Raw genomic sequence first — 21,199 nt, forward strand, 5'->3', positions numbered from 1 at the left:
TCACGTGAAACATGACCCCAAGCGCTGGGGGGGCGGTGTTTCACGTGAAACATCGCCCCTTCATCGCTCTGTCGCCATCTGCCGTTCCTTCGTCATCGCCACGGCGATCACTGCGTAGAGCACGGCGACACCGATCACCAGGGGCGCCGAGCGTCCGTCCGGCGGCAGGACCAGGGCGGCCACGGCTGCGGCTCCCACGAAAGCGATGTTGAACAGGACGTCGTAGACGGAGAAGATCCGGCCCCGGAACCCGTCGTCGACGGACGACTGCACGATCGTGTCCGTGGCGATCTTCGCGCCCTGGGTGATGAGGCCCAGGACGAACGCCGCGACGAGCATGGGGACGGTGGCGAAGGGGAGCCCGAGGGTGGGTTCCAGTGCTGCGGCGGTTGCCGCGCACACGACGATCCAGCGCTGCGGGCCGAGTTTCCCCGCCGCCCAAGGAGTGATGACCGCGGCGACGAAGAAGCCGGCACCGGAGATTCCCAACGCCAGTCCCAGCAGGGCGAGTCCGTCGTCCGGATCCGACGTCAGGGCGTACCGGCAGAGCATCAGCACCGTGACGAGCAGAGCCCCGTAACAGAACCGCATGACCGACATCGCCCCGAGCGCCCGGGCCGCCGACCGACGTGGGGGTGCGGCAAGGTGCCGTACACCGGCGGCCAGGTCGCGGGCCGTTCCGGCGAGGGCAGCGTCCAGGCGGGGCCGGATCAACTCACGGTCGGGGCCCAGCAGGTCCGGTGGGATACGCAGTGCGGCGAGGGCACCGCACAGGTACAGCCCCGCTCCCAGCAGCACAACGGCTGCGTCGGAGTCGGCGACCAGTAGCCGTACGACGAAAGCCAGGCCACCGCCCACGGTCGCGGCGAGCGTTCCGGCGGTCGGGGAGAGCGAGTTGGCGATCACCAGCCGTTCCTCGTCCACGACGCGGGGCAGTGCGGCCGAGAGGCCGGACAGGACGAAGCGGTTGACGGCGGTGACGCACAGGGCGGAGACGTAGAAGAGCCAGTCCGGGACGTGGCTCAGCATCAGGACGGCTGTCCCCGCTGCCAGCAGGGCGCGCACGAGGTTGCCGTAGAGGAAGACCTGGCGGCGCCGCCAGCGGTCCAGGAGGACGCCGGCGAACGGGCCGACCAAGGAGTAAGGGAGCAGCAGGACCGCCATCGCCGAGGCGATCGCGGTGGCTGAGGTCTGCTTCTCTGGGGAGAACACGACGTAGGCGGCGAGTGCGATCTGGAAGACGCCGTCCGCGCCCTGGGAGAGCAGACGTACCGAGAGCAGACGCCGGAAGTCCCGGAAGCGGAGAAGGACACGCAGATCGCGGACGACGGACATGGGGCACAGCCTCACACACGGCGAGGGTCCTCGGGCTGTACAGCCCGAGGACCCTCCGCAGCCCTGGCAGGAGCGTTTTCGGTGAGCCTTAGCGCTCGACCTCACCCTTGATGAACTTCTCGACGTTCTCGCGGGCCTCGTCGTCGAAGTACTGGACCGGCGGGGACTTCATGAAGTAGCTGGAGGCCGACAGGATCGGGCCACCGATGCCGCGGTCCTTGGCGATCTTCGCGGCGCGCAGGGCGTCGATGATGACACCGGCGGAGTTCGGGGAGTCCCAGACCTCGAGCTTGTACTCCAGGTTCAGCGGGACGTCACCGAAGGCGCGGCCCTCAAGACGGACGTACGCCCACTTGCGGTCGTCGAGCCAGGCCACGTAGTCCGACGGGCCGATGTGGACGTTCTTCGCTCCCATGTCCCGGTCGGGGATCTGGGAGGTCACGGCCTGCGTCTTGGAGATCTTCTTGGACTCCAGGCGCTCGCGCTCGAGCATGTTCTTGAAGTCCATGTTGCCGCCGACGTTCAGCTGCATCGTGCGGTCCAGGATCACGCCGCGGTCCTCGAACAGCTTCGCCATGACGCGGTGCGTGATGGTGGCGCCGACCTGGGACTTGATGTCGTCACCGATGATCGGGACGCCCGCCTCGGTGAACTTGTCCGCCCACTCCTTGGTGCCGGCGATGAAGACCGGAAGGGCGTTGACGAACGCGACCTTGGCGTCGATGGCGCACTGGGCGTAGAACTTCGCCGCGTCCTCGGAACCGACGGGCAGGTAGCAGACGAGGACGTCGACCTGCTTGTCCTTGAGGATCTGGACGACGTCTACCGGGGCCTCGGCGGACTCCTCGATCGTCTCGCGGTAGTACTTGCCGAGACCGTCGAGGGTGTGGCCGCGCTGGACGGTGACACCGGTGTTGGGCACGTCGCAGATCTTGATGGTGTTGTTCTCGGACGCTCCGATGGCGTCCGACAGGTCGAGGCCGACCTTCTTGGCGTCCACGTCGAACGCGGCGACGAACTCGACGTCACGCACGTGGTACTCGCCGAACTGGACATGCATCAGTCCGGGGACCCTGGCCGCCGGATCGGCGTCCTTGTAGTACTCGACGCCCTGAACCAGCGACGCGGCGCAGTTGCCCACGCCGACGACGGCTACGCGAACCGAACCCATTCCGGTTGCTCCCTGTGTGTACGAGTGAGGCCCTGGCAGGGACCTCACGTGGCGGTGTCGCCGGGCGTATCCGGCCCGGGGGTGTCCCCGGGCCGGGGCAGGACGCCCGGCGCTCCCTCTGTGGTGTCGCGAGTGGGTTCTCCACGGCCGGGACCCTTCAGGTCCCGGCCGGCCCGCTCGCTCTCGATGAGCTCGTTCAGCCAGCGCACTTCGCGCTCCACGGACTCCATCCCGTGGCGCTGGAGCTCAAGCGTGTAGTCGTCGAGGCGCTCCCGGGTGCGTGCCAGCGAGGCACTCATCTTCTCCAGGCGCTCCTCCAGTCGGCTGCGGCGGCCTTCGAGGACTCGCATGCGGACGTCGCGCGAGGTCTGCCCGAAGAAGGCGAAACGAGCAGCGAAGTGCTCGTCCTCGTACGCGTCGGGACCCGTCTGCGAGAGCAGTTCCTCGAAGTGCTCCTTACCTTCCGCCGTCAACCGATAGACGATCTTGGCGCGACGCCCTGCGAGTGGTGCGGCGAGGGCGTCCTCGGTGGTGTGCCCCGGTTCCTCGATCAACCAGCCGTTGGCGACCAGCGTCTTGAGGCAGGGGTAGAGCGTGCCGTAACTGAACGCGCGGAACACACCCAGTGACGTGTTGAGACGTTTACGCAGCTCATAGCCGTGCATCGGGGACTCGCGGAGCAGGCCGAGTACGGCGAATTCGAGGATCCCGGCACGCCGGCTCATCGTCGCCTCCTCTTGACTGTCTCGCACCGATGTATCGACTCGATACATCAAGACGATAGAACGCCCTTCCGGAAGCGACAAGTGGGGGGACGGTGAACGGGATCACATCAACGATTCATGTGAACCAAGTTGCCTGTTTTGGGGTGAACTTCGGGGCTCGGCGGGTTTTGACGGTGCGTAGTCTGTGCGGCATGCACACCACCGGGAACCGAGTGACGCCTGGGGGGCGTCGCTGTCCCGGTGCGGTACGGATGAATGCGGAACCGACCACATCCGTACTTCGGGGGGACCGGAAACCAGCCGCCGTTTCCAGGCGCGCAAAGGTGCGCCTGCCCGAGGAGTAGTCGTTCGATGAGCGAGCACCGTCGCAAACCGCCGCAGCCGCAGGGAGGCGGACGTGCCGCGGCCCGACGCGGCCAGTCCGGCTCGTCCTCCGGCCGCCGCGCGGCACCGCGAGGCGCCACCGGGTCTCTTGCCGACTCCTATGGGACGAGTTCCCAGGAGTCGGGTTCGTACGGCCCGGGAGGCGAGGAACGTTCGTACGGCAGCCGCGCCGAGGCCCGCCGTGCGTCCCAGAGAAGCACAGGCGGCGGTGGTCGCCGCAGAGGGGCGGAGCCGGGCCGCGGGAGCCGGCGCGGGGCGCCGACCGGTCGCGGGCGCGCGTCCGAGGCCGGCAAGAAGCGGTTCATCGACTATCCGCGCGCGGGCAGGTACGGCGTGGCGCGCTGGGTACCGTCCTGGAGGCTGGCGGCAGGGCTGTTCATCGGGTTCATCGGCAGTCTGGTCGCGGTCGCCGGCATCGGATACGCGGTCGTGGCCGTGCCTGACCCGGCACAGACCGCGACGGCGCAGAATAATGTCTTCTACTGGTCCGACGGCAGCCAGATGGTCGCGACCGGCGGTGAGACCAACCGACAGATCGTCAAGCTCGCCCAAATCCCGAAGGCGATGCAGCACGCCGTCGTCTCCCAGGAAAACAAGACCTTCTACACGGACAACGGCATCGACCCCAAGGGCATCGCCCGCGCCGTATTCAACATGGCCAGAGGTGCCAACACGCAGGGTGGCTCCACCATCACCCAGCAGTACGTGAAGAACGCGCGCCTGGACGACCAGTCGCAGACGGTCTCGCGAAAGTTCAAGGAGATCTTCATCTCGATCAAAGTCGGGACCACCGTCTCCAAGGACGACATCATGGCCGGCTACCTGAACTCCGCCTACTACGGACGCAACGCCTACGGCATCCAAGCCGCGGCACGGGCGTATTTCGACAAGGACGCTGAGGACCTGAACCCGGGTGAGTGCGCCTTCCTGGCGGCGATGCTCAAGGGCGCCACTTACTACGATCCGGCGGGCGCGATCTCCATCGACCCGACCGCCACCCCGGACGCCAACAAGCGGCGGGCTACGCGTCAGATGCAGGACACGCTCGACAAGATGCTCGAGTACAACTACCTGAGTCCCACGGACCGCGCCCGGTACACAACGCTTCCCCCGGTGAAGAACCCGCGGTCGAACACCAGGCTCAGCGGTCAGACCGGTTACCTCGTCGACCTGGCCAAGGCCTATCTGATCAACAACACGAAGATCACCGCGAACGACCTTCAGCAGGGCGGCTACTCGATCTACACGACCTTCGACAAGAAGAAGGTTCAGGAGCTTCAGCAGGCCGTCGACAAGGTTCGCAAGGCCAACATCAAGCCTGACAAACGCCCGGACACGGACACCCACGTTCAGTTCGGCGGGGCTTCCGTGGACCCGGCCACCGGCGCGATCCGCGCGTGCTACGGCGGCGAGGACGCGACCAAGCACTTCACCAACAACTGCGACTCGACTGGTGCCCAGGTCGGTTCGACGTTCAAGACCTTCGTGCTCGCGGCAGCGATGAAGTGGGGCGTGCGCGACCCTGATCTGGGCGAGAGCCAGGCTCAGGACGAGCGCACCGTCGCCTCGCCGAAGAGCCTGTACAGCGGCAAGAACGACCTCAAGATCAAGAACTACGACGGCTCGATCTGGAAGAACGAGAAGGGCAAGGAGTGGAACCAGGAGAACGACGGCAAGCAGTCCTACGGCTCTCCGCCCCAGTACCAGATCGACCTTCGTGAGGCGATGCGGGAGTCGGTGAACTCTGCCTTCGTCCAGCTCGGTATGGACGTCGGCCTGGACAAGGTGAAGGAGGCGGCCCTGGATGCCGGGCTGCTGGAGAACAGCCTGACGGGCACCAACTACCCGTCCTTCTCCATCGGCATCTCCGACCCGAGCGCGATCCGCATGGCCGGTGCCTACGCCACCTTCGCCGCCAGCGGCAATCAGAACACCCCGTATTCCGTGGAGAAGGTCACCAGCGAGAAGGGCGTGGATTTCGTCCACAAGAAAAAGACGAAAGAAGCTTTCACGCCGAACGTCGCCAACAATGTGACCGACGTTCTGAAGACTGTGGTGGAGAAAGGTACGGGTACCAACGCCCGGCTGCCAGGTCGTGATGTGGCGGGCAAGACCGGTACCACGGACGGCAACAAGTCCGCGTGGTTCGTGGGGTATACCCCGCAATTGTCCACTGCAATCACGATGTTCCGTTACGACGATGACGAGAGCAATAAGAGCCGTACCTTCCTGGAAATGTACGGAACGGGTGGCCAGGAGAAGATCCATGGTGCGTCGTTCCCCTCCGAGATCTGGCACGACTACATGGAGGAGGCGCTGAAGGGCCAGAAGTCGATGGACTTCCCGGCGCCGGAACCGATCGGTGAGGTCGTCAACGATGTGCCGAGCCCGACGCCCACGCCGACACCCACACAGAGCGAGTCGGCCAGTCCAACGCCCACCCCGACCCCCAGCGAGTCCTTCCCGTCTCCGACGCCCACGGCGAGTGAGACCTGTCGGTTCGAGTGGCAGTGCACCGACGCGGGCGGTACGAACAACGGTGGCACCGACGGAGGCGTGAGCCCGACACCTACGGCCACATCAACGGATACGAACGGTGGCAACACCAACGGGAACGGTAATGGGGGCCTATTCGGCGGTTCGCCCGGATAGCACCTTTTCCTGATCTCCTGTCATGAGGCGCATTTCAGTCCTTCGGGGCGAGATGCGCCTCATGTGTCTTCCGCGGCACCGGCCGACCGGGAAAATGCTTTGAGCTTCCTGCGCGGGCGATGTTAAGTTGGCCACGAAGTTCTCGCGGAAGATGGAGTGGTATGAATCGCTCGTTCAGGAAAATTGGTGGAACCGCATTGGCGGGGTCTGTGCTGCTGACGGGCTTTGGCCTTGTCTCGGCGACCCCGGCTGCGGCCGCTGATACGTGTAGCGCCTATCAGAGCAAGGAGTTCGACACTCCTGGCGTCGACGTCGATGTCAAGATCAGGCTGTGCGTCCGGAAGAGCGGAGGCGTGCATTTGGCCTACGCCGAGGGTACCTGGGGCGACGGGGGCGGCCCTGTAGCCAATTTCGAGCAGTTCGACATCCACGTTCGGGTCGAGCGCAGCGACGTCGTCAAGAACCAAAGCACGTGCAGCCTGTCGGGTGACCTCAACCTGTACGGCTCGGGTTCCTTCGACGAGCGCGGGACCTCGCGCAGCGGCAGTCTCCACTGCGGGTTCATGACTTCCACGACGGCCTCCGGCACTGGTGGTTGGAGCGCGGACGGCAGCGTCACCTACAACATCAACAACGATGGTGAAGGCGCACACACCTGGGACCTCACCGGATCGCCGACCATCGGCTGACCGCTGTTTCCCCTTGCCGCGAGGGCTGCCGTACCCGGAGAGGATGCGGCGGCCCTCGTCGTGCGCCCAGCCTTGTACGGCAAGATGTGCGGCATGCCCAGTGCTGAATCGACGCCAACGAGCGTGCACGAGTCGGAGCCAGTGCGTCCGACCAAGGACGACGAGGTCTCCAGGAACGGCAGCGAGTTCATCGGCGGTCCTCTCGGGCGGCGCGCCCTTCTGGGGACCTCCTGGTGGACGCCCGTCCGGGTCATCGCGCTCGTGGCCATCGGCGTGTTCGCGCTCGGCCTGGTCCAGAAGGCGCCCTGCTACAACGGCGGCTGGTTCTTCGGCGCCAGCACCCAGTACACCCACGCGTGCTACTCGGACATCCCGCACCTCTACCAGGGGCGTGGCTTCGCCGACGGACTCGTCCCGTACTTCGACAAGCTCCCCGGTGACATGCAGTACCTCGAATACCCGGTGCTGACCGGTGTGTTCATGGAGGTCGCCGCCTGGCTCACACCCGGAAGCGGCAGCATCCAGCACCAGGAGCAGTGGTACTGGATGGTCAACGCCGGGATGCTGATGGTCTGCGCGGCCGTCATCGTCGTCTGCGTGAGCCGTACCCACGCCCGCCGCCCCTGGGACGGTCTGCTGGTCGCCCTGGCGCCCGCCTTCGCGTTGACCGCCACCATCAACTGGGACCTGCTGGCGGTCGCTCTGACGGCCTCCGCGATGCTGATGTGGGCGCGGGGCCGTTCGCTCGCCTTCGGTGTCCTCCTGGGGCTCGCCACCGCCGCGAAGCTCTACCCGGTCTTCCTGCTCGGCCCGCTGTTCGTGCTGTGCTGGCGGGCGGGCAAGTGGCGGGACTTCGGCAAGGCGCTGGGCGGGGCGGCCGTCTCCTGGCTCGTGGTGAACCTGCCGGTGATGTTCTTCGCCTTCGACGGCTGGTCGAAGTTCTACACGTTCAGCCAGGAGAGGGGCGTGGACTTCGGTTCCTTCTGGCTGATCCTGGCGCAGAACTCCAGCGACCCGTGGAGCACCGACACCGTGAACACCTTCGCCACGCTGCTGGTGCTGCTGTGCTGCGCGGGTATCGCGGCGCTGGCCCTGGCCGCCCCGCGTCGGCCGCGCTTCGCCCAGCTGGCGTTCCTGATCGTCGCCGCGTTCATCCTCACCAACAAGGTCTACTCGCCGCAGTACGTCCTGTGGATGGTGCCGCTGGCCGTGCTGGCCCGGCCGAAGTGGCGGGACTTCCTCATCTGGCAGGCGTGCGAGGTGGCATACTTCCTGGGGATCTGGATGTACCTCGCGTACACGACCAGCGGCAACGCCCACAAGGGTCTGCCGACCGATGGCTATCACTGGGCCATCGGACTGCATCTGCTGGGCACGGCCTACCTGTGCGCGATGGTCGTGCGCGACATCCTCATGCCGGAACGGGACGTGGTGCGCCGGGCCGGCGACGACGATCCCTCGGGCGGTGTGCTCGACGGAGCCGAGGACGTCTTCGTACTGGGCCCAGCCGCCCGTCCGCCACGGCACGCGGCCCACTTCGAGGGACCACAGGTCGAGTGGGGCGGCGCCCCCGAGCCCACTGACCGTTCGCTCTGAGCGAACAACTTCTGGACGACGTACGCCGGTTGAGCCATACGTGTGAAAGGCCGTACACGGACCTCCCGTGTACGGCCTTTTCCGTCCGTGGTGCTGAAAGGGCTCAGCGGTCGACGATCCGGTCGAACTGGGTGGTGGTGTGCCGCAGATGGGCCACCAGCTCCTCGCCGACCTTCGGCTCCGCGGCGTCCGACGGCACGAACAGGATGGAGACCTGCATGTGCGGCGGCTCGGCGAACCAACGCTGCTTGCCGTCCCAGACGAACGGAGAAAGGTTCCGGTTGACCGTGGCCAGGCCGGCCCGAGCCACCCCCTTGGCGCGCGGCATGACGCCGTGCAGGGCCTTCGGGGCCTCCAGACCCACCCCGTGCGACGTACCGCCCGCCACGACGACCAGGAAGCCGTCGGAGGCCGCCTTCTGCTGCCGGTAGCCGAAGCGGTCCCCCTTGGAGACGCGGGTGACGTCCAGGACGGCGCCGCGGTACTCCGTGGAGTCGTGGTCCCCGAGCCACAGCCGGGTTCCGATGCGGGCCCGGAAGCGGGTCTGCGGGAACTGCTGCTGCAGCCGGGCGAGGTCCTCGGCCTTGAGGTGGCTGACGAACATGGTGTGCAGCGGCAGCCGGGCGGCGCGCAGCCGGTCCATCCAGCCGATGACCTCCTCGACGGCGTCCGAGCCGTCGGTGCGGTCCAGCGGCAGGTGGATCGCGAATCCTTCGAGGCGGACGTTCTCTATGGCGGCGTGCAACTGCGGCAGTTCCTGCTCACTGATGCCGTGCCGCTTCATCGAGGACATCACCTCGATGACCACGCGGGCGCCCACCAGGCCGTAGACCCCGTCGATGGACGACACCGAGCGGATCACCCGGTCGGGCAGCGGCACGGGTTCCTCGCCCCGCCGGTACGGCGTCAGCACCAACAGGTCACCGCCGAACCAGTCCTTGATCCGAGCGGCCTCGTAGGTCGTGCCGACGGCGAGGACGTCCGAGCCCAGCCGGGTGGCCTCCTCCGCCAGCCGCTCGTGCCCGAAGCCGTAGCCGTTGCCCTTGCAGACCGGGACGAGTCCCGGGAACTGCTCCTGCACGTGCTTGTGGTGCGCCCGCCAGCGCGCGGTGTCGACGTAGAGCGTGAGCGCCATGGCCGGACCCGGAACCTTTCTAGTGGCTGCGGTGTATCAGAGGTATGCGAGCTATTGAAGCGAAGAGCGCGACGTCAGCGGCGCGACATGTAGATGTCGAGGGCCTTGTGGAGCAGCTTGTTGAGCGGGAAGTCCCACTCACCGAGGTACTCGGCGGCCTGGCCGCCCGTGCCCACCTTGAACTGGATCAGACCGAAGAGGTGGTCGGTCTCGTCCAGCGAGTCGGAGATGCCCCGCAGGTCGTAGACGGTCGCACCGAGCGCGTAGGCGTCACGCAGCATCCGCCACTGCATCGCGTTCGAGGGCCGGACCTCACGGCCGATGTTGTCGGAGGCGCCGTAGGAGTACCAGACGTGGCCGCCGACGATCAGCATCGTCGCCGCCGACAGGTTCACGCCCTCGTGCCGGGCGAAGTACAGCCGCATCCGGTTGGGGTCCTCGGTGTTGAGGGCCGTCCACATGCGCTGGAAGTACGACAGCGGGCGGGGCCGGAAGTGGTCGCGCACCGCCGTGATCTCGTACAGCCGCTGCCATTCCTCGAGGTCCTGGTAGCCGCCCTGGACGACCTCGACGCCGGCCTTCTCGGCCTTCTTGATGTTGCGGCGCCACAGCTGGTTGAAGTTCTTGTGCACCTCTTCCAGCGAGCGGTTCGCGAGCGGCACCTGGTAGACGTAGCGGGGCTGCACATCACCGAAGCCGGCTCCCCCGTCCTCGCCCTGCTGCCAGCCCATGCGGCGCAGCTTGTCGGCGACCTCGAAGGCGCGCGGTTCGATGAAGTCGGCCTCGATGTCGCGCAGGCGCTTCACGTCCGGGTTCTGGATGCCGGCCTTGATGGAGGTGGCCTCCCAGCGCCGGATGATCACCGGCGGGCCCATCTTCACGGAGAAGGCGCCCTGGTGCTTGAGGTGCGCGAGCATCGGTTCCAGCCACTCGGTCAGATTCGGCGTGAACCAGTTGATGACCGGGCCCTCGGGCAGATAGGCGAGATAGCGCTTGATCTTGGGCAGCTGACGGTAGAGGACGAGACCCGCGCCGACCAGTTCGCCGGTGCGTTCGTCGAACCAGCCGAGGCTCTCGGAGCGCCACTCCGCCTTGACGTCTGCCCAGGCCGGAACCTGCATGTGGCTAGCCGACGGCAGGCTCTGGATGTACGCCAGATGCTGCTCGCGACTGATCGTCCTCAGGGTCAGGCTCATTTCGGGGCGCTCCTCGGGCTGGTGTGTCCCCATGGGTACAGGGGCTCCGGCTCTCGCGCCGAAGCCTACTGCGCCTTGAGAGCGCCCCGACTGGGCGTACGGAACCTGCGCCCCGGCTCATGGGCCGCTGAGGCGTTCCGTGGTGCTTTGGGTGATGTTGAGAAGACGGGTGCCCGTGGCGTCAGCTGATGACTCCGCCGAAGAGGCCGCCGTGCGCCATGCCGAGGAAGAAGCCGATCGCCGAGGCACCGAGACCGAGGATCAGTCCGAAGCGCTCCCGGGTCGTCTCCGAGATCCACTGGCCGTACGCACCGGCGAGGATGCCCACCAGACCGGCCCAGGAGCTGAGCAGGTGCAGGTTGTCGAACATCGCCGTGACGAAGGCCGTGACACCCAGCACCAGGGTCACCGCGAGCAGCGTGTCCTGGAGGGGGTGGGGCTTTCCGTCCGTGGCGAAAAGGCCTCCGGCGGTGTTGGGTCGCATTGCCTGTGCCATAGGGCACCTCCTGCGGAAGACGGCGCACCGTAGCGCCATACACACCCGATGTGTACAGAGTGACCGTCCTCCGGGCCGGATTTCAACCGGAAGCCGGTGTGCGGGTAGTCTGTACCGTCTGCACGGTGTCTGCCCATGTCACGACCGGGACTACCGCAAGGAAGCCCCGATTGTCAGTGGCGGCCGATACCGTTGCGTACGCATCACAACCCTCCTGCCACGGAACGACCGTGGCCGTTGAGTCCAAAGGAGGTGGGTTCCACATGCGTCACTACGAGGTGATGGTCATCCTCGACCCCGATCTGGAGGAGCGCGCTGTCGCCCCCCTGATCGAGAACTTCCTCTCCGTCGTCCGTGAGGGCAACGGAAAGGTCGAGAAGGTCGACACCTGGGGCCGTCGTCGGCTCTCGTACGAGATCAAGAAGAAGCCCGAGGGCATCTACTCGGTCATCGACCTGCAGGCCGAGCCTGCGGTCGTCAAGGAGCTCGACCGCCAGCTGAACCTGAACGAGTCGGTCCTCCGGACCAAGGTCCTCCGCCCCGAGACCCACTGAGCTTCCGCTCAGCTGATCCCGGGATTCGAGTAGCAGCAACCAAGCAGCCAGAGCAGCAAACCCGCCGAGAGGTTCCCCATGGCAGGCGAGACCGTCATCACGGTCGTCGGCAATCTTGTCGATGACCCCGAGCTGCGCTTCACCCCTTCCGGTGCGGCGGTCGCGAAGTTCCGTGTCGCGTCCACCCCCCGCACCTTCGACCGTCAGACCAACGAGTGGAAGGACGGCGAGAGCCTGTTCCTGACCTGCTCGGTCTGGCGTCAGGCGGCGGAGAACGTCGCCGAGTCGCTCCAGCGAGGCATGCGCGTCATCGTGCAGGGCCGACTGAAGCAGCGGTCCTACGAGGACCGTGAGGGCGTCAAGCGCACGGTCTACGAGCTGGACGTCGAGGAAGTCGGCGCCAGCCTGCGCAGTGCCACGGCCAAGGTCACCAAGACGGCCGGCGGTGCCGGTCGTGGTGGCCAGGGTGGTTACAGCGGCGGTGGCGGCGGCGGCCAGGGTGGCGGCGGCTGGGGCGGTGGCCCCGGCGGCGGTCAGCAGGGCGGCGGCGCTCCGGCCGACGACCCCTGGGCGACCGGTGCTCCCGCCGGTGGCAGCCCGGCCGGCGGTGGCGGTGGCGGTGGCGGCTGGGGTGGAAACTCCGGCGGCGGCGGTGGCGGCGGCTACTCGGACGAGCCCCCCTTCTAGGCCCTGGGCCGAGGGGTGGGTCGTACCCACACTTCTTGATCACACAGGAGAAACACCATGGCGAAGCCGCCTGTGCGCAAGCCTAAGAAGAAGGTCTGCGCTTTCTGCAAGGACAAGGTCACGTACGTGGACTACAAGGACACGAACATGCTGCGGAAGTTCATTTCCGACCGCGGCAAGATCCGTGCCCGCCGCGTGACCGGCAACTGCACGCAGCACCAGCGTGACGTCGCCACGGCCGTCAAGAACAGCCGTGAGATGGCGCTGCTGCCCTACACGTCCACCGCGCGATAAGGGAAGGGTGACCGACTAATGAAGATCATCCTCACCCACGAGGTCTCCGGCCTCGGTGCCGCGGGCGACGTCGTCGACGTCAAGGACGGTTACGCTCGCAACTACCTGATCCCGCGGAACTTTGCGATCCGCTGGACCAAGGGTGGCGAGAAGGACGTCGAGCAGATCCGTCGTGCTCGCAAGATCCACGAGATCCAGACCATCGAGCAGGCCAACCAGGTGAAGGCCCAGCTCGAGGGTGTCAAGGTCCGTCTGGCCGTCCGCTCCGGCGACGCCGGTCGTCTCTTCGGTTCCGTCACCCCGGCCGACGTCGCTTCCGCGATCAAGGCTTCCGGTGGCCCCGAGGTCGACAAGCGCCGCATCGAGCTGGGCTCGCCGATCAAGACCCTGGGCGCTCACGAGACGTCCGTGCGTCTGCACCCCGAGGTTGCCGCCAAGGTCAGCATCGAGGTCGTCGCGGCCTGACCGCTGCGGTTGTCTTGAGCATTGGTGAGAGGGGCCGTACCCGTGAGGTGCGGCCCCTTTCGCATGCCGGGAGCCGTTGTGGAAGGGGTGGTGTTTCACGTGAAACGTGACGGCCCCCGATGTTTCACGTGAAACGGTCAGCGGGTCGCGCCGGTGACGATCCAGCGGCCTGAGCGGGTGCGTAGCCAGAGCGTCAGCATGCGGATCACCATCATCAGCGTCATCGCTGCCCACAGGGCGGTGAGACCGCCACCCAGTGCCGGCACGAGCAGTGCTGCCGGAGCGAAGACAGCCAGGGTGATCACCATGGCCCAGGCGAGATAGGGTCCGTCGCCCGCTCCCATCAGTACGCCGTCCAGGACGAAGACGACACCGCAGATCGGCTGGGAGAGAGCCACGATGACCAGTGCGGGCAGCGCGGTGTCCTTGACCGTGGGGTCGCTGGTGAACAGGGGAAGGAACAACGGTCGGGAGAGTACGACCAATACGCCGAGAGCGACTCCGACCGCGATGCCCCACTCCACCATCCGACGGCAAGCCTGGCGGGCGCCTTGAGCGTCGCCGGCGCCCAGATAGCGCCCGATGATGGCCTGCCCGGCGATGGCGATGGCGTCCAGTGCGAAGGCGAGCAGGCTCCACAGGGACAGGACGATCTGGTGTGCGGCGATGTCGGCGTCACCGAGGCGAGCTGCCACGGCTGTCGCGATCATCAGGATCGCCCTCAGGGAGAGCGTGCGGACCAGCAGAGGAACACCGGCTTGTGCGGAGGCCCTGATCCCAGCGGCGTCGGGGCGCAGAGAGGCGCCGTGCTTGCGGGCGCCGCGGACGACGACCACGAGATAGGCGGCGGCCATGCCCCATTGGGCGATGACCGTGCCCCAGGCGGAGCCCGCGATGCCGAGGTCGGCGCCGTAGACGAGGCCTGCGTTGAGGACGGCGTTGGCTATGAAGCCGGCGATGGCGACATAGAGCGGCGTCCTGGTGTCCTGCAGCCCGCGAAGTACTCCGGTGGAGGCGAGCACCACCAGCATGGCCGGGATGCCGAGAGCCGAGATCCGCAGATAGGTGGTCGCATAGGGAGCGGCGGTGTCAGAGGCACCGAAGAGTTCCACGATCGACGGCGCGGTGGGCAGGACGGCGGCGATGACGGCGGCACCGAGCAGCAGTGCCAGCCAGATGCCGTCCATGCCCTGGCGGATGGCGGCCTGCAGATCGCCCGCTCCTACACGGCGGGCGACGGCGGCAGTGGTGGCGTAGGCGAGGAAGACGAAGACGCTGACGGCCGTCGTGAGAAGGGCCGAGGCGATGCCGAGACCGGCGAGTTGGGCGGTGCCCAGATGGCCGACGATCGCGCTGTCGGCCATCACGAAGAGGGGCTCGGCGACGAGCGCGCCGAAGGCCGGAACGGCGAGTGCGACGATCTCGCGGTCGTGTTGTCGCCGGGTGGCCTTGGGGGTCGCGGACGCCTGTGTCATGTGCACCAATCTAATCGTCCACAGGTAAGTGATGCAATGGGTGTTAGACCCTTACTGGCGTTCAGAAGGCGTGCACTGCTGTGTACAGTTCGCACTGATCTTGAGCCGACCGGAAAAGTTTTTCTTCTGCACAGCCGGTGGACGGCGAAAGCGCAGGTCAGGGGAGTTCCTTGCGGATAGGGCGGAGCTTGTTCACAGGCCTGTCCACCGGGTCGTGCACAGGTTTTGCGGAGTTCTCCACAGCATCCGGGCCGTCGTCCACATGGCCTGTGGATAACCAGATTGGCTGACGGTGCCGACGGGCCTACCGTGGTCCGGCGCCCGCTCCGTCCGTCGGCCTGGAAACCATCACAAAACCGACGCGCCAGAACCGGAGTTGGGCGTCTCATTTGTCAGTGCCGTGCCGTAGAACTGAGAAGCACGGCGAGGTCCGCTCGGCGGACGGGAGGAGGTGGCTCGGTGAGTATTTCCGAGCCCTTGGACGACCCGTGGGCCGACAGCGGTCCCAGTGATCGTCTGCCTTCCTCGCGCCGCCGCGGCGACGGGGGCCGTGGGCGCGACGAGCAGCACGACCGCGGCAGGGACTCCGACACCTGGGACGGCGGAGGCACGGCCTTCGAACGGGTTCCGCCCCAGGACCTGGACGCCGAGCAGTCCGTGCTCGGCGGCATGCTCCTGTCCAAGGACGCCATCGCGGACGTCGTCGAGGTCATCAAGGGCCACGACTTCTACAAGCCCGCCCACGAGACGATCTTCCAGGCGATCCTGGACGTCTATGCCAAGGGCGAGCCGGCCGACCCCATCACGATCGCCGCTGAGCTCACCAAGCGCGGCGAGATCAACAAGGTCGGCGGCGCATCGTATCTGCACACCCTCGTCCAGACGGTCCCGACGGCGGCGAACGCCGAGTACTACGCGGAGATCGTCCACGAGCGGGCGGTCCTGCGGCGCCTGGTCGAGGCGGGGACGCGCATCACCCAGATGGGATACGCGGCCGACGACGACGTCGACGAGATCGTCAACCGCGCCCAGGCCGAGATCTACGCGGTCACCGAGCAGCGCACCAGCGAGGACTATCTGCCGCTCGGCGACATCATGGAGGGCGCGCTCGACGAGATCGAGGCGATCGGCTCGCGCAGCGGCGAGATGACCGGCGTGCCGACCGGCTTCACCGACCTCGACTCGCTCACCAACGGCCTGCACCCGGGCCAGATGATCGTCATCGCGGCCCGTCCCGCCATGGGAAAGTCCACCCTCGCACTGGACTTCGCCCGAGCCGCCTCGATCAAGAACAACCTGGCCAGCGTCATCTTCTCCCTCGAAATGGGCCGCAACGAGATCGCGATGCGTCTCCTGTCGGCCGAGGCGCGGGTGGCCCTGCACCACATGCGTTCGGGAACCATGACGGACGAGGACTGGACCCGGCTGGCGCGCCGGATGCCCGAGGTGTCCTCCGCGCCGCTCTACATCGACGACTCCCCGAACCTGTCGATGATGGAGATCCGGGCGAAATGCCGGCGCCTGAAGCAGCGCAACGACATCAAGCTCGTGATCATCGACTATCTGCAGCTGATGCAGGCCGGTGGCTCCAAGCGGCAGGAGAGCCGTCAGCAGGAGGTCTCGGACATGTCCCGTAACCTCAAGCTCCTGGCCAAGGAGCTGGAGGTCCCGGTGATCGCGCTCTCGCAGCTCAACCGTGGTCCCGAGCAGCGCACGGACAAGAAGCCCATGGTGTCCGACCTGCGTGAGTCCGGCTCCATCGAGCAGGACGCCGACATGGTGATCCTGCTGCACCGCGAGGACGCGTACGAGAAGGAGTCACCGCGCGCCGGCGAGGCGGACATCATCGTGGGCAAGCACCGTAACGGACCGACGGCGACGATCACCGTCGCCTTCCAGGGCCACTACTCCCGCTTCGTGGACATGGCCCAGACCTGATGTCCGCGCCTCTTCGGGGCGTGGCGGTCGGCTAAAGAAGTCGACGTCCGCGTCCCGCACGGGATGGACTGGGGGCATGACGACACCTCAGGAAGAGCTGCTTCCCGGCACGCGTCGGGCGCTGCTGCACCGGATCGCCGTGGCCCAGGCGGAGGGCAGAGCACCCTCGCTGGTCGCGGCGGTCGTGCGGGACGGACGGACCGTGTGGCACGGGGCGCGTACCTCGGTGGACGGGCACGGCCCGGACGAGAACGTGCAGTACCGCATCGGCTCGATCACCAAGGCCTTCACCGCCGTCCTCGTCCTGCGACTGCGTGACGAGGGGCTGCTCGACCTCGCCGACCCGCTGGAGAAGCACGTACCCGGCACGGGAGCGGGGGAGGCCACCGTCGCCGAACTCCTGGCTCATACCGGCGGGTTGGCCGCCGAGTCCCCAGCGCCCTGGTGGGAGCGCACCTCAGGGACGCTGCGTCCCGAACTCCCCGACGTACTGGGCGAGCAGCCCCTCCTTCATCCGGCGGGACGCCTCTTCCACTACTCCAACCCCGGCTACACCCTGCTGGGAGCACTCGTCGAGAAGCTGCGCGGAGCTCCGTGGGAGGAGGTGCTCCGCAGAGAGGTACTCGCACCGCTGGGTCTCGACCGCACGAGCGGCCGTCCGGAAGCGCCGCATGCCGGTGGCTGGGCGGTCCATCCGTGGGCCGATGTGATGCTGCCCGAGCCCTCCGAGGACCTCGGCCTCATGGCTCCCGCCGGGCAACTCTGGTCCACCACAGCGGACTTGGCGCGCTTCGCGGTCTTCCTGGCGCACGGGGACGACCGGGTGCTGTGCGCGCAGACCCTACGTGAGATGCGTACGCCCGCGGCCCCGTCCGGGACGGGGGATCTCGCCGACGGTGCCACGTACGGGCTCGGGTTGCAGATCCAGCACCGGGACGGACGGCTGCTCGTGGGCCATTCCGGCTCGTTGCCGGGCTTCCTCGCGAATCTCACGATCAGTGTGACGGACGATGTCGCCGCGGTCGTGCTGGCCAACTGCACCTCTGGCCCCCTGCTGTCCGCCGCGGGGTCCGATCTCGTACGGATCGTCGCCGAGGCCGAGCCCAGGATCCCCGAGCCGTGGCGCCCGATGCGGCAAGCGGCTTCGCCCGCACTGGAGTTGGCCGGGCAGTGGTACTGGGGGACGCACGGATTCGCCCTACGTCTGACGGAGGACGGACTCGCCTCGCTGGAGCCCCTGTCGGGCGCAGGCCGTCGCTCCCGGTTCCGGGCCAACGCCGACGGCACCTGGACCGGTCTGGAGGGCTACTTCCAAGGGGAGGTCCTCAAGGCCGTACGGCGGCCTGACGGATCCGTGGACCACCTCGACCTCGGTTCGTTCGTGTTCACGCGGCAGCCGTACGAGGAGGGGGCTTCCGTACCGGGTGGAGTGGATCCGGAGGGGTGGCGTGGTATCGGCTAGGCGTTCCTGGCCTGGTTGACGAGTGGCGCCCTGTTTCACGTGAAACAGGGCGCCTTGCCGTGCGGTGAGGAGACGGCCAGGGGAGGGATCAGAGGGTCAGTTTGAAGCCCACGTGTGAGGCGGTGAATCCGAGCCGTTCGTAGAAGCGGTGGGCGTCCGTTCGTGTGTTGTCGGACGTCAGCTGTACCAACTGGCAGTTCTGACGGCGGGATTCCTCGATGGCCCACTCGATGAGCCGGGACCCGAGCCCACTGCCACGCTCGTCGGCGTGGATGCGCACCCCTTCGATGATCGATCTGGTGGCACCTCGCCGCGACAGCCCCGGAACGACGGTGAGCTGCAGCGTGCCGACCACGCGTTCCTCCCGTGTGGCGACGACCAGATGCTGGTTCGGGTCGGAGGAGAGGCGTTCCAGCGCGGCCAGATAGGGGGTCAGGTCGTCCGGGGACTCCCGTTGGGCACCCAAGGGGTCGTCGGCGAGCATGCCGACGATCGCGGATACGTCGTCCGTCGTGGCGGGCCGTATGTCGAGTTCTCCCATGTCGGCACCCTACGCAGGGCGCCCGTCCGCGGGCACCGCAGGTGTCTGGAGGGTCTCCAGGGCTCGTACGAGCTGATGTCAGGAGCGAACCGATATTGCCGTCGCTTGCAAGTATAGGGCGTCTGCAATTATTGTGGACGTGCGCAACATGCTCCTGCAATCGTCTGGGAAGGTGTCACCCCCCATGCCGCTCGCGCTTCTGGCCCTCGCGATCGGGGCCTTCGGAATCGGAACGACCGAGTTCGTGATCATGGGGCTGCTGCCCGAGGTCGCGGACGACTTCGGGGTCTCCATCCCCACCGCCGGCTTCCTGGTCACCGGCTACGCGCTCGGCGTCATGTTCGGCGCCCCGCTCATGACCGCCCTCGGCACCAAGATCTCGCGCAAGCGGATGCTGATGCTGCTGATGGGGCTGTTCATCGTCGGCAACCTGCTCTCCGCCTTCGCCCCGGCCTTCAGCGTGATGCTCATCGGCCGGGTGGTCGCCTCCCTCGCCCACGGAGCCTTCTTCGGTATCGGCTCGGTCGTCGCCGCCGACCTGGTGGCCCCGGACAAGAAGGCCGGAGCCATCGCGATGATGTTCACCGGCCTGACCGTCGCCAATGTCGTCGGCGTCCCGCTGGGCACCCTGATCGGTCAGAGTGCCGGCTGGCGTCTCACCTTCGCGATTGTCGCGGCCCTCGGAGTCGTCGGCCTGGTCGGCATCGCCCGGCTTGTCCCCGAGATGCCCAGGCCGGAGGGCGTGCGTCTCCGTCACGAACTGGCCGCTTTCAAGAACGCCCAGGTGCTGCTCGCCATGGCGATGACCGTGCTCGGCTTCGGCGGTGTCTTCGCCGCCATCACCTACATCGCGCCGATGATGACCCACGTGGCAGGCTTCGCCGACGGCTCGGTGACCTGGCTGCTGGTCCTCTTCGGCCTCGGTATGGTCGGCGGCAACCTAGTCGGCGGCAAGTACGCCGACCGGGCGCTGATGCCCATGCTGTACGTCTCCCTGGGCGCTCTGGCCGTCGTGCTCGCGCTCTTCACGTTCACCGCGCACCACAAGGTCCTGGCCGGCGTCACCATCGCTCTCATCGGTGCCCTGGGCTTCGCGACCGTGCCGCCGCTCCAGAAGAGGGTCCTCGACCAGGCGCACGCGGCCCCCACGCTCGCCTCGGCCGTCAACATCGGTGCCTTCAACCTCGGCAACGCCCTCTCGGCCTGGCTGGGCGGCCTGGTCATCTCGGCCGGATTCGGCTACACCGCTCCCAACTGGGTGGGCGCGGCCCTGGCCGCGGGAGCTCTCCTCCTGGCGTTCCTCTCGGCCGCGCTGGAGCGCCGGGACAGTGCTCCCGGCGCCGTGGTCGCAGGAGCGACACCCGCGGAACAGCGGACCACGGTGCACCACTGAAACGAGGTGCACCTGCACCGCTGAGACCGCGACGCCTGCCTCAGAGCGCCGCCACCGTCAGCGGGGCGAACCGCCGAGTCCAGTCGCCCGGCAGCTCCTGGATCCCGTACGTCATGACCGAGTTGAGGGCGACCGGCGCCAGGCCACGTGCCCTGGCCCAGGCCCGCAGCTCTTCGTGCCGTACGTCGATGTCGGTGCGCAGGGGACGGTCGGTACCGGCGGCGAGTGAGGTCATGAGGGCCTGGGCCGTCTCGGTGTCACGGGCGATCAGCGGGCCCACGACGTGGGTGTGCATGTTGGGCCAGGCAGCCGCGTATCCGGTGATCCGGCCGTTCTCCTCGGCAACCCGGAACTGGTCGGCGAAGGCCGGCAACCGGGTGATGAGATGCGTGCGATCGGTACCGAGCACCTCCTCGTCGAGCCGGAGAATCGCGGCGAGGTCGTCGGCGGTGACCGCGCGCGTGCTCACGGCCGGTTTCGGGCCGCCCGGAGCGAAGTGTCCGTGGAGCATCTCCGCCTGGCCGGCGACCTTGAAGCCCAGTTCCTCGTAGAGCGGGCGGCCGTAGGGCGTCGCGTGAAGGGTCAACGGGGTGGTGCCCATCGCCGAGAGGATGTGCCGCATGAGCCGACGGCCGATGCCCTGTCGGGCGTGCCGTTCGGCGACCAGCACCATTCCGATCGCTCCCAGATCGGGCTCGCTGTAGGGGCCGTACTCCGTGACCACACAGGCGGTGACGAGGCCTCCGTCGGGGTCGTCGATGCCGTACCCCTTTCCGGCCGCGAGGAGGAGGCCCCACTTGTACTCCTCGCGTGGCCACCCCCGGTCCTCGGACAGGTCCGCGCAGGCGGTGAGATCGCGAAGCGTCAGACGGCGGATGGGGAGAGCGGTGAGAGAAGGAGTCGGCACGCAGGTCAGGCTGTCCGACGGGTGCCCTCGGCGTCCACCCGTTTCCCGGGGTGCGTACGGGCTTTTGGCCATGTCGTGGCCAAGCGCACAGGACGCGATCAGAT

At 67.3% G+C, this 21,199-nt stretch carries 19 protein-coding genes; 10 read left to right on the plus strand and 9 right to left on the minus strand.

Annotation, left to right across the window (positions count from 1 at the left end; translation table 11 throughout):
* Positions 1–60: 60 nt before the first annotated feature.
* From AQI94_RS23315 to AQI94_RS23325, 3 genes are all read right to left on the minus strand, one after another.
* On the minus strand, positions 61–1,335 hold the full coding sequence (locus tag AQI94_RS23315) for an MFS transporter (protein WP_031036231.1): 1,275 nt from the start codon (positions 1,333–1,335) through the stop codon (positions 61–63).
* Between the two features lie 88 nt (positions 1,336–1,423).
* The gene (locus tag AQI94_RS23320; RefSeq protein WP_031036229.1) at positions 1,424–2,506 is read right to left on the minus strand and encodes an inositol-3-phosphate synthase; all 1,083 of its coding nucleotides are present in this window, start codon (positions 2,504–2,506) and stop codon (positions 1,424–1,426) included.
* 44 nt (positions 2,507–2,550) lie between these two features.
* Positions 2,551–3,231 carry a PadR family transcriptional regulator gene (locus tag AQI94_RS23325; protein ID WP_031036226.1) on the minus strand — a complete coding sequence of 227 codons (681 nt, stop codon included), beginning with the start codon at positions 3,229–3,231 and terminating at the stop codon, positions 2,551–2,553.
* Positions 3,232–3,582: 351 nt separating this feature from the next.
* Here AQI94_RS23325 and AQI94_RS23330 point away from each other — a divergent pair, with 351 nt between their 5' ends.
* The 3 genes from AQI94_RS23330 (at position 3,583) to AQI94_RS23340 (ending at position 8,552) form a co-directional block, all read left to right on the plus strand.
* The gene (locus AQI94_RS23330) at positions 3,583–6,267 is read left to right on the plus strand and encodes a transglycosylase domain-containing protein (RefSeq protein ID WP_031036223.1); all 2,685 of its coding nucleotides are present in this window, start codon (positions 3,583–3,585) and stop codon (positions 6,265–6,267) included.
* A gap of 161 nt (positions 6,268–6,428) precedes the next feature.
* Positions 6,429–6,956: a hypothetical protein gene (locus AQI94_RS23335; RefSeq protein ID WP_031036220.1), complete on the plus strand. Its 528-nt coding sequence runs from the start codon at positions 6,429–6,431 to the stop codon at positions 6,954–6,956.
* 93 nt (positions 6,957–7,049) lie between these two features.
* A complete protein-coding gene (locus AQI94_RS23340) occupies positions 7,050–8,552 on the plus strand; it encodes a glycosyltransferase family 87 protein (RefSeq protein ID WP_031036216.1) in 1,503 nt (500 codons plus the stop codon).
* Positions 8,553–8,655: 103 nt separating this feature from the next.
* Here AQI94_RS23340 and AQI94_RS23345 read toward each other — a convergent pair whose 3' ends face one another.
* The 3 genes from AQI94_RS23345 to AQI94_RS23355 form a co-directional block, all read right to left on the minus strand.
* Positions 8,656–9,687: an alanine racemase gene (locus AQI94_RS23345; protein WP_031036213.1), complete on the minus strand. Its 1,032-nt coding sequence runs from the start codon at positions 9,685–9,687 to the stop codon at positions 8,656–8,658.
* 74 nt (positions 9,688–9,761) lie between these two features.
* The gene (gene femX / locus AQI94_RS23350) at positions 9,762–10,883 is read right to left on the minus strand and encodes a peptidoglycan bridge formation glycyltransferase FemX (protein ID WP_031036210.1); all 1,122 of its coding nucleotides are present in this window, start codon (positions 10,881–10,883) and stop codon (positions 9,762–9,764) included.
* 181 nt (positions 10,884–11,064) lie between these two features.
* Positions 11,065–11,379, minus strand: a complete 315-nt coding sequence (locus tag AQI94_RS23355; protein WP_031036207.1) for a hypothetical protein — start codon at positions 11,377–11,379, stop codon at positions 11,065–11,067.
* A gap of 263 nt (positions 11,380–11,642) precedes the next feature.
* Between AQI94_RS23355 and rpsF the strand changes: the two genes are divergently transcribed.
* The 4 genes from rpsF to rplI all read left to right on the plus strand — a co-directional run bounded on the left by rpsF (position 11,643) and on the right by rplI (position 13,379).
* The gene (gene rpsF / locus AQI94_RS23360; protein ID WP_007383258.1) at positions 11,643–11,933 is read left to right on the plus strand and encodes a 30S ribosomal protein S6; all 291 of its coding nucleotides are present in this window, start codon (positions 11,643–11,645) and stop codon (positions 11,931–11,933) included.
* 78 nt (positions 11,934–12,011) lie between these two features.
* Positions 12,012–12,620, plus strand: a complete 609-nt coding sequence (locus AQI94_RS23365; RefSeq protein ID WP_062229912.1) for a single-stranded DNA-binding protein — start codon at positions 12,012–12,014, stop codon at positions 12,618–12,620.
* A gap of 57 nt (positions 12,621–12,677) precedes the next feature.
* The gene (gene rpsR / locus AQI94_RS23370; RefSeq protein WP_003949403.1) at positions 12,678–12,914 is read left to right on the plus strand and encodes a 30S ribosomal protein S18; all 237 of its coding nucleotides are present in this window, start codon (positions 12,678–12,680) and stop codon (positions 12,912–12,914) included.
* A gap of 18 nt (positions 12,915–12,932) precedes the next feature.
* Positions 12,933–13,379, plus strand: coding sequence for a 50S ribosomal protein L9 (gene rplI, locus AQI94_RS23375; RefSeq protein ID WP_031040024.1), 447 nt, complete (start codon positions 12,933–12,935; stop codon positions 13,377–13,379).
* A gap of 137 nt (positions 13,380–13,516) precedes the next feature.
* Here rplI and AQI94_RS23380 read toward each other — a convergent pair whose 3' ends face one another.
* Positions 13,517–14,854, minus strand: coding sequence for an MATE family efflux transporter (locus AQI94_RS23380; protein ID WP_031040010.1), 1,338 nt, complete (start codon positions 14,852–14,854; stop codon positions 13,517–13,519).
* Between the two features lie 459 nt (positions 14,855–15,313).
* Here AQI94_RS23380 and dnaB point away from each other — a divergent pair, with 459 nt between their 5' ends.
* Both dnaB and AQI94_RS23390 read left to right on the plus strand, forming a co-directional pair.
* The gene (gene dnaB / locus AQI94_RS23385; RefSeq protein WP_031040008.1) at positions 15,314–16,792 is read left to right on the plus strand and encodes a replicative DNA helicase; all 1,479 of its coding nucleotides are present in this window, start codon (positions 15,314–15,316) and stop codon (positions 16,790–16,792) included.
* A 76-nt stretch (positions 16,793–16,868) separates the two neighbouring features.
* Entirely contained in the window at positions 16,869–18,254 is a 1,386-nt protein-coding gene (locus tag AQI94_RS23390) for a serine hydrolase domain-containing protein (RefSeq protein ID WP_031040005.1), read from the plus strand.
* Between the two features lie 88 nt (positions 18,255–18,342).
* Here AQI94_RS23390 and AQI94_RS23395 read toward each other — a convergent pair whose 3' ends face one another.
* Complete coding sequence (locus AQI94_RS23395; RefSeq protein WP_031040002.1) at positions 18,343–18,795, minus strand: GNAT family N-acetyltransferase; 453 nt, start codon at positions 18,793–18,795, stop codon at positions 18,343–18,345.
* 184 nt (positions 18,796–18,979) lie between these two features.
* On the opposite strand from AQI94_RS23395, the gene AQI94_RS23400 reads away from it, so the two are divergent.
* On the plus strand, positions 18,980–20,188 hold the full coding sequence (locus tag AQI94_RS23400) for an MFS transporter (RefSeq protein ID WP_031039998.1): 1,209 nt from the start codon (positions 18,980–18,982) through the stop codon (positions 20,186–20,188).
* Between the two features lie 40 nt (positions 20,189–20,228).
* Here AQI94_RS23400 and AQI94_RS23405 read toward each other — a convergent pair whose 3' ends face one another.
* Positions 20,229–21,095 (minus strand): GNAT family N-acetyltransferase, encoded by an 867-nt coding sequence (locus AQI94_RS23405; protein ID WP_031039995.1) that lies wholly within the window; start codon positions 21,093–21,095, stop codon positions 20,229–20,231.
* Positions 21,096–21,199: the final 104 nt, after the last annotated feature.

This window comes from Streptomyces pseudovenezuelae (assembly GCF_001513955.1).
Lineage (GTDB): Bacteria > Actinomycetota > Actinomycetes > Streptomycetales > Streptomycetaceae > Streptomyces > Streptomyces pseudovenezuelae.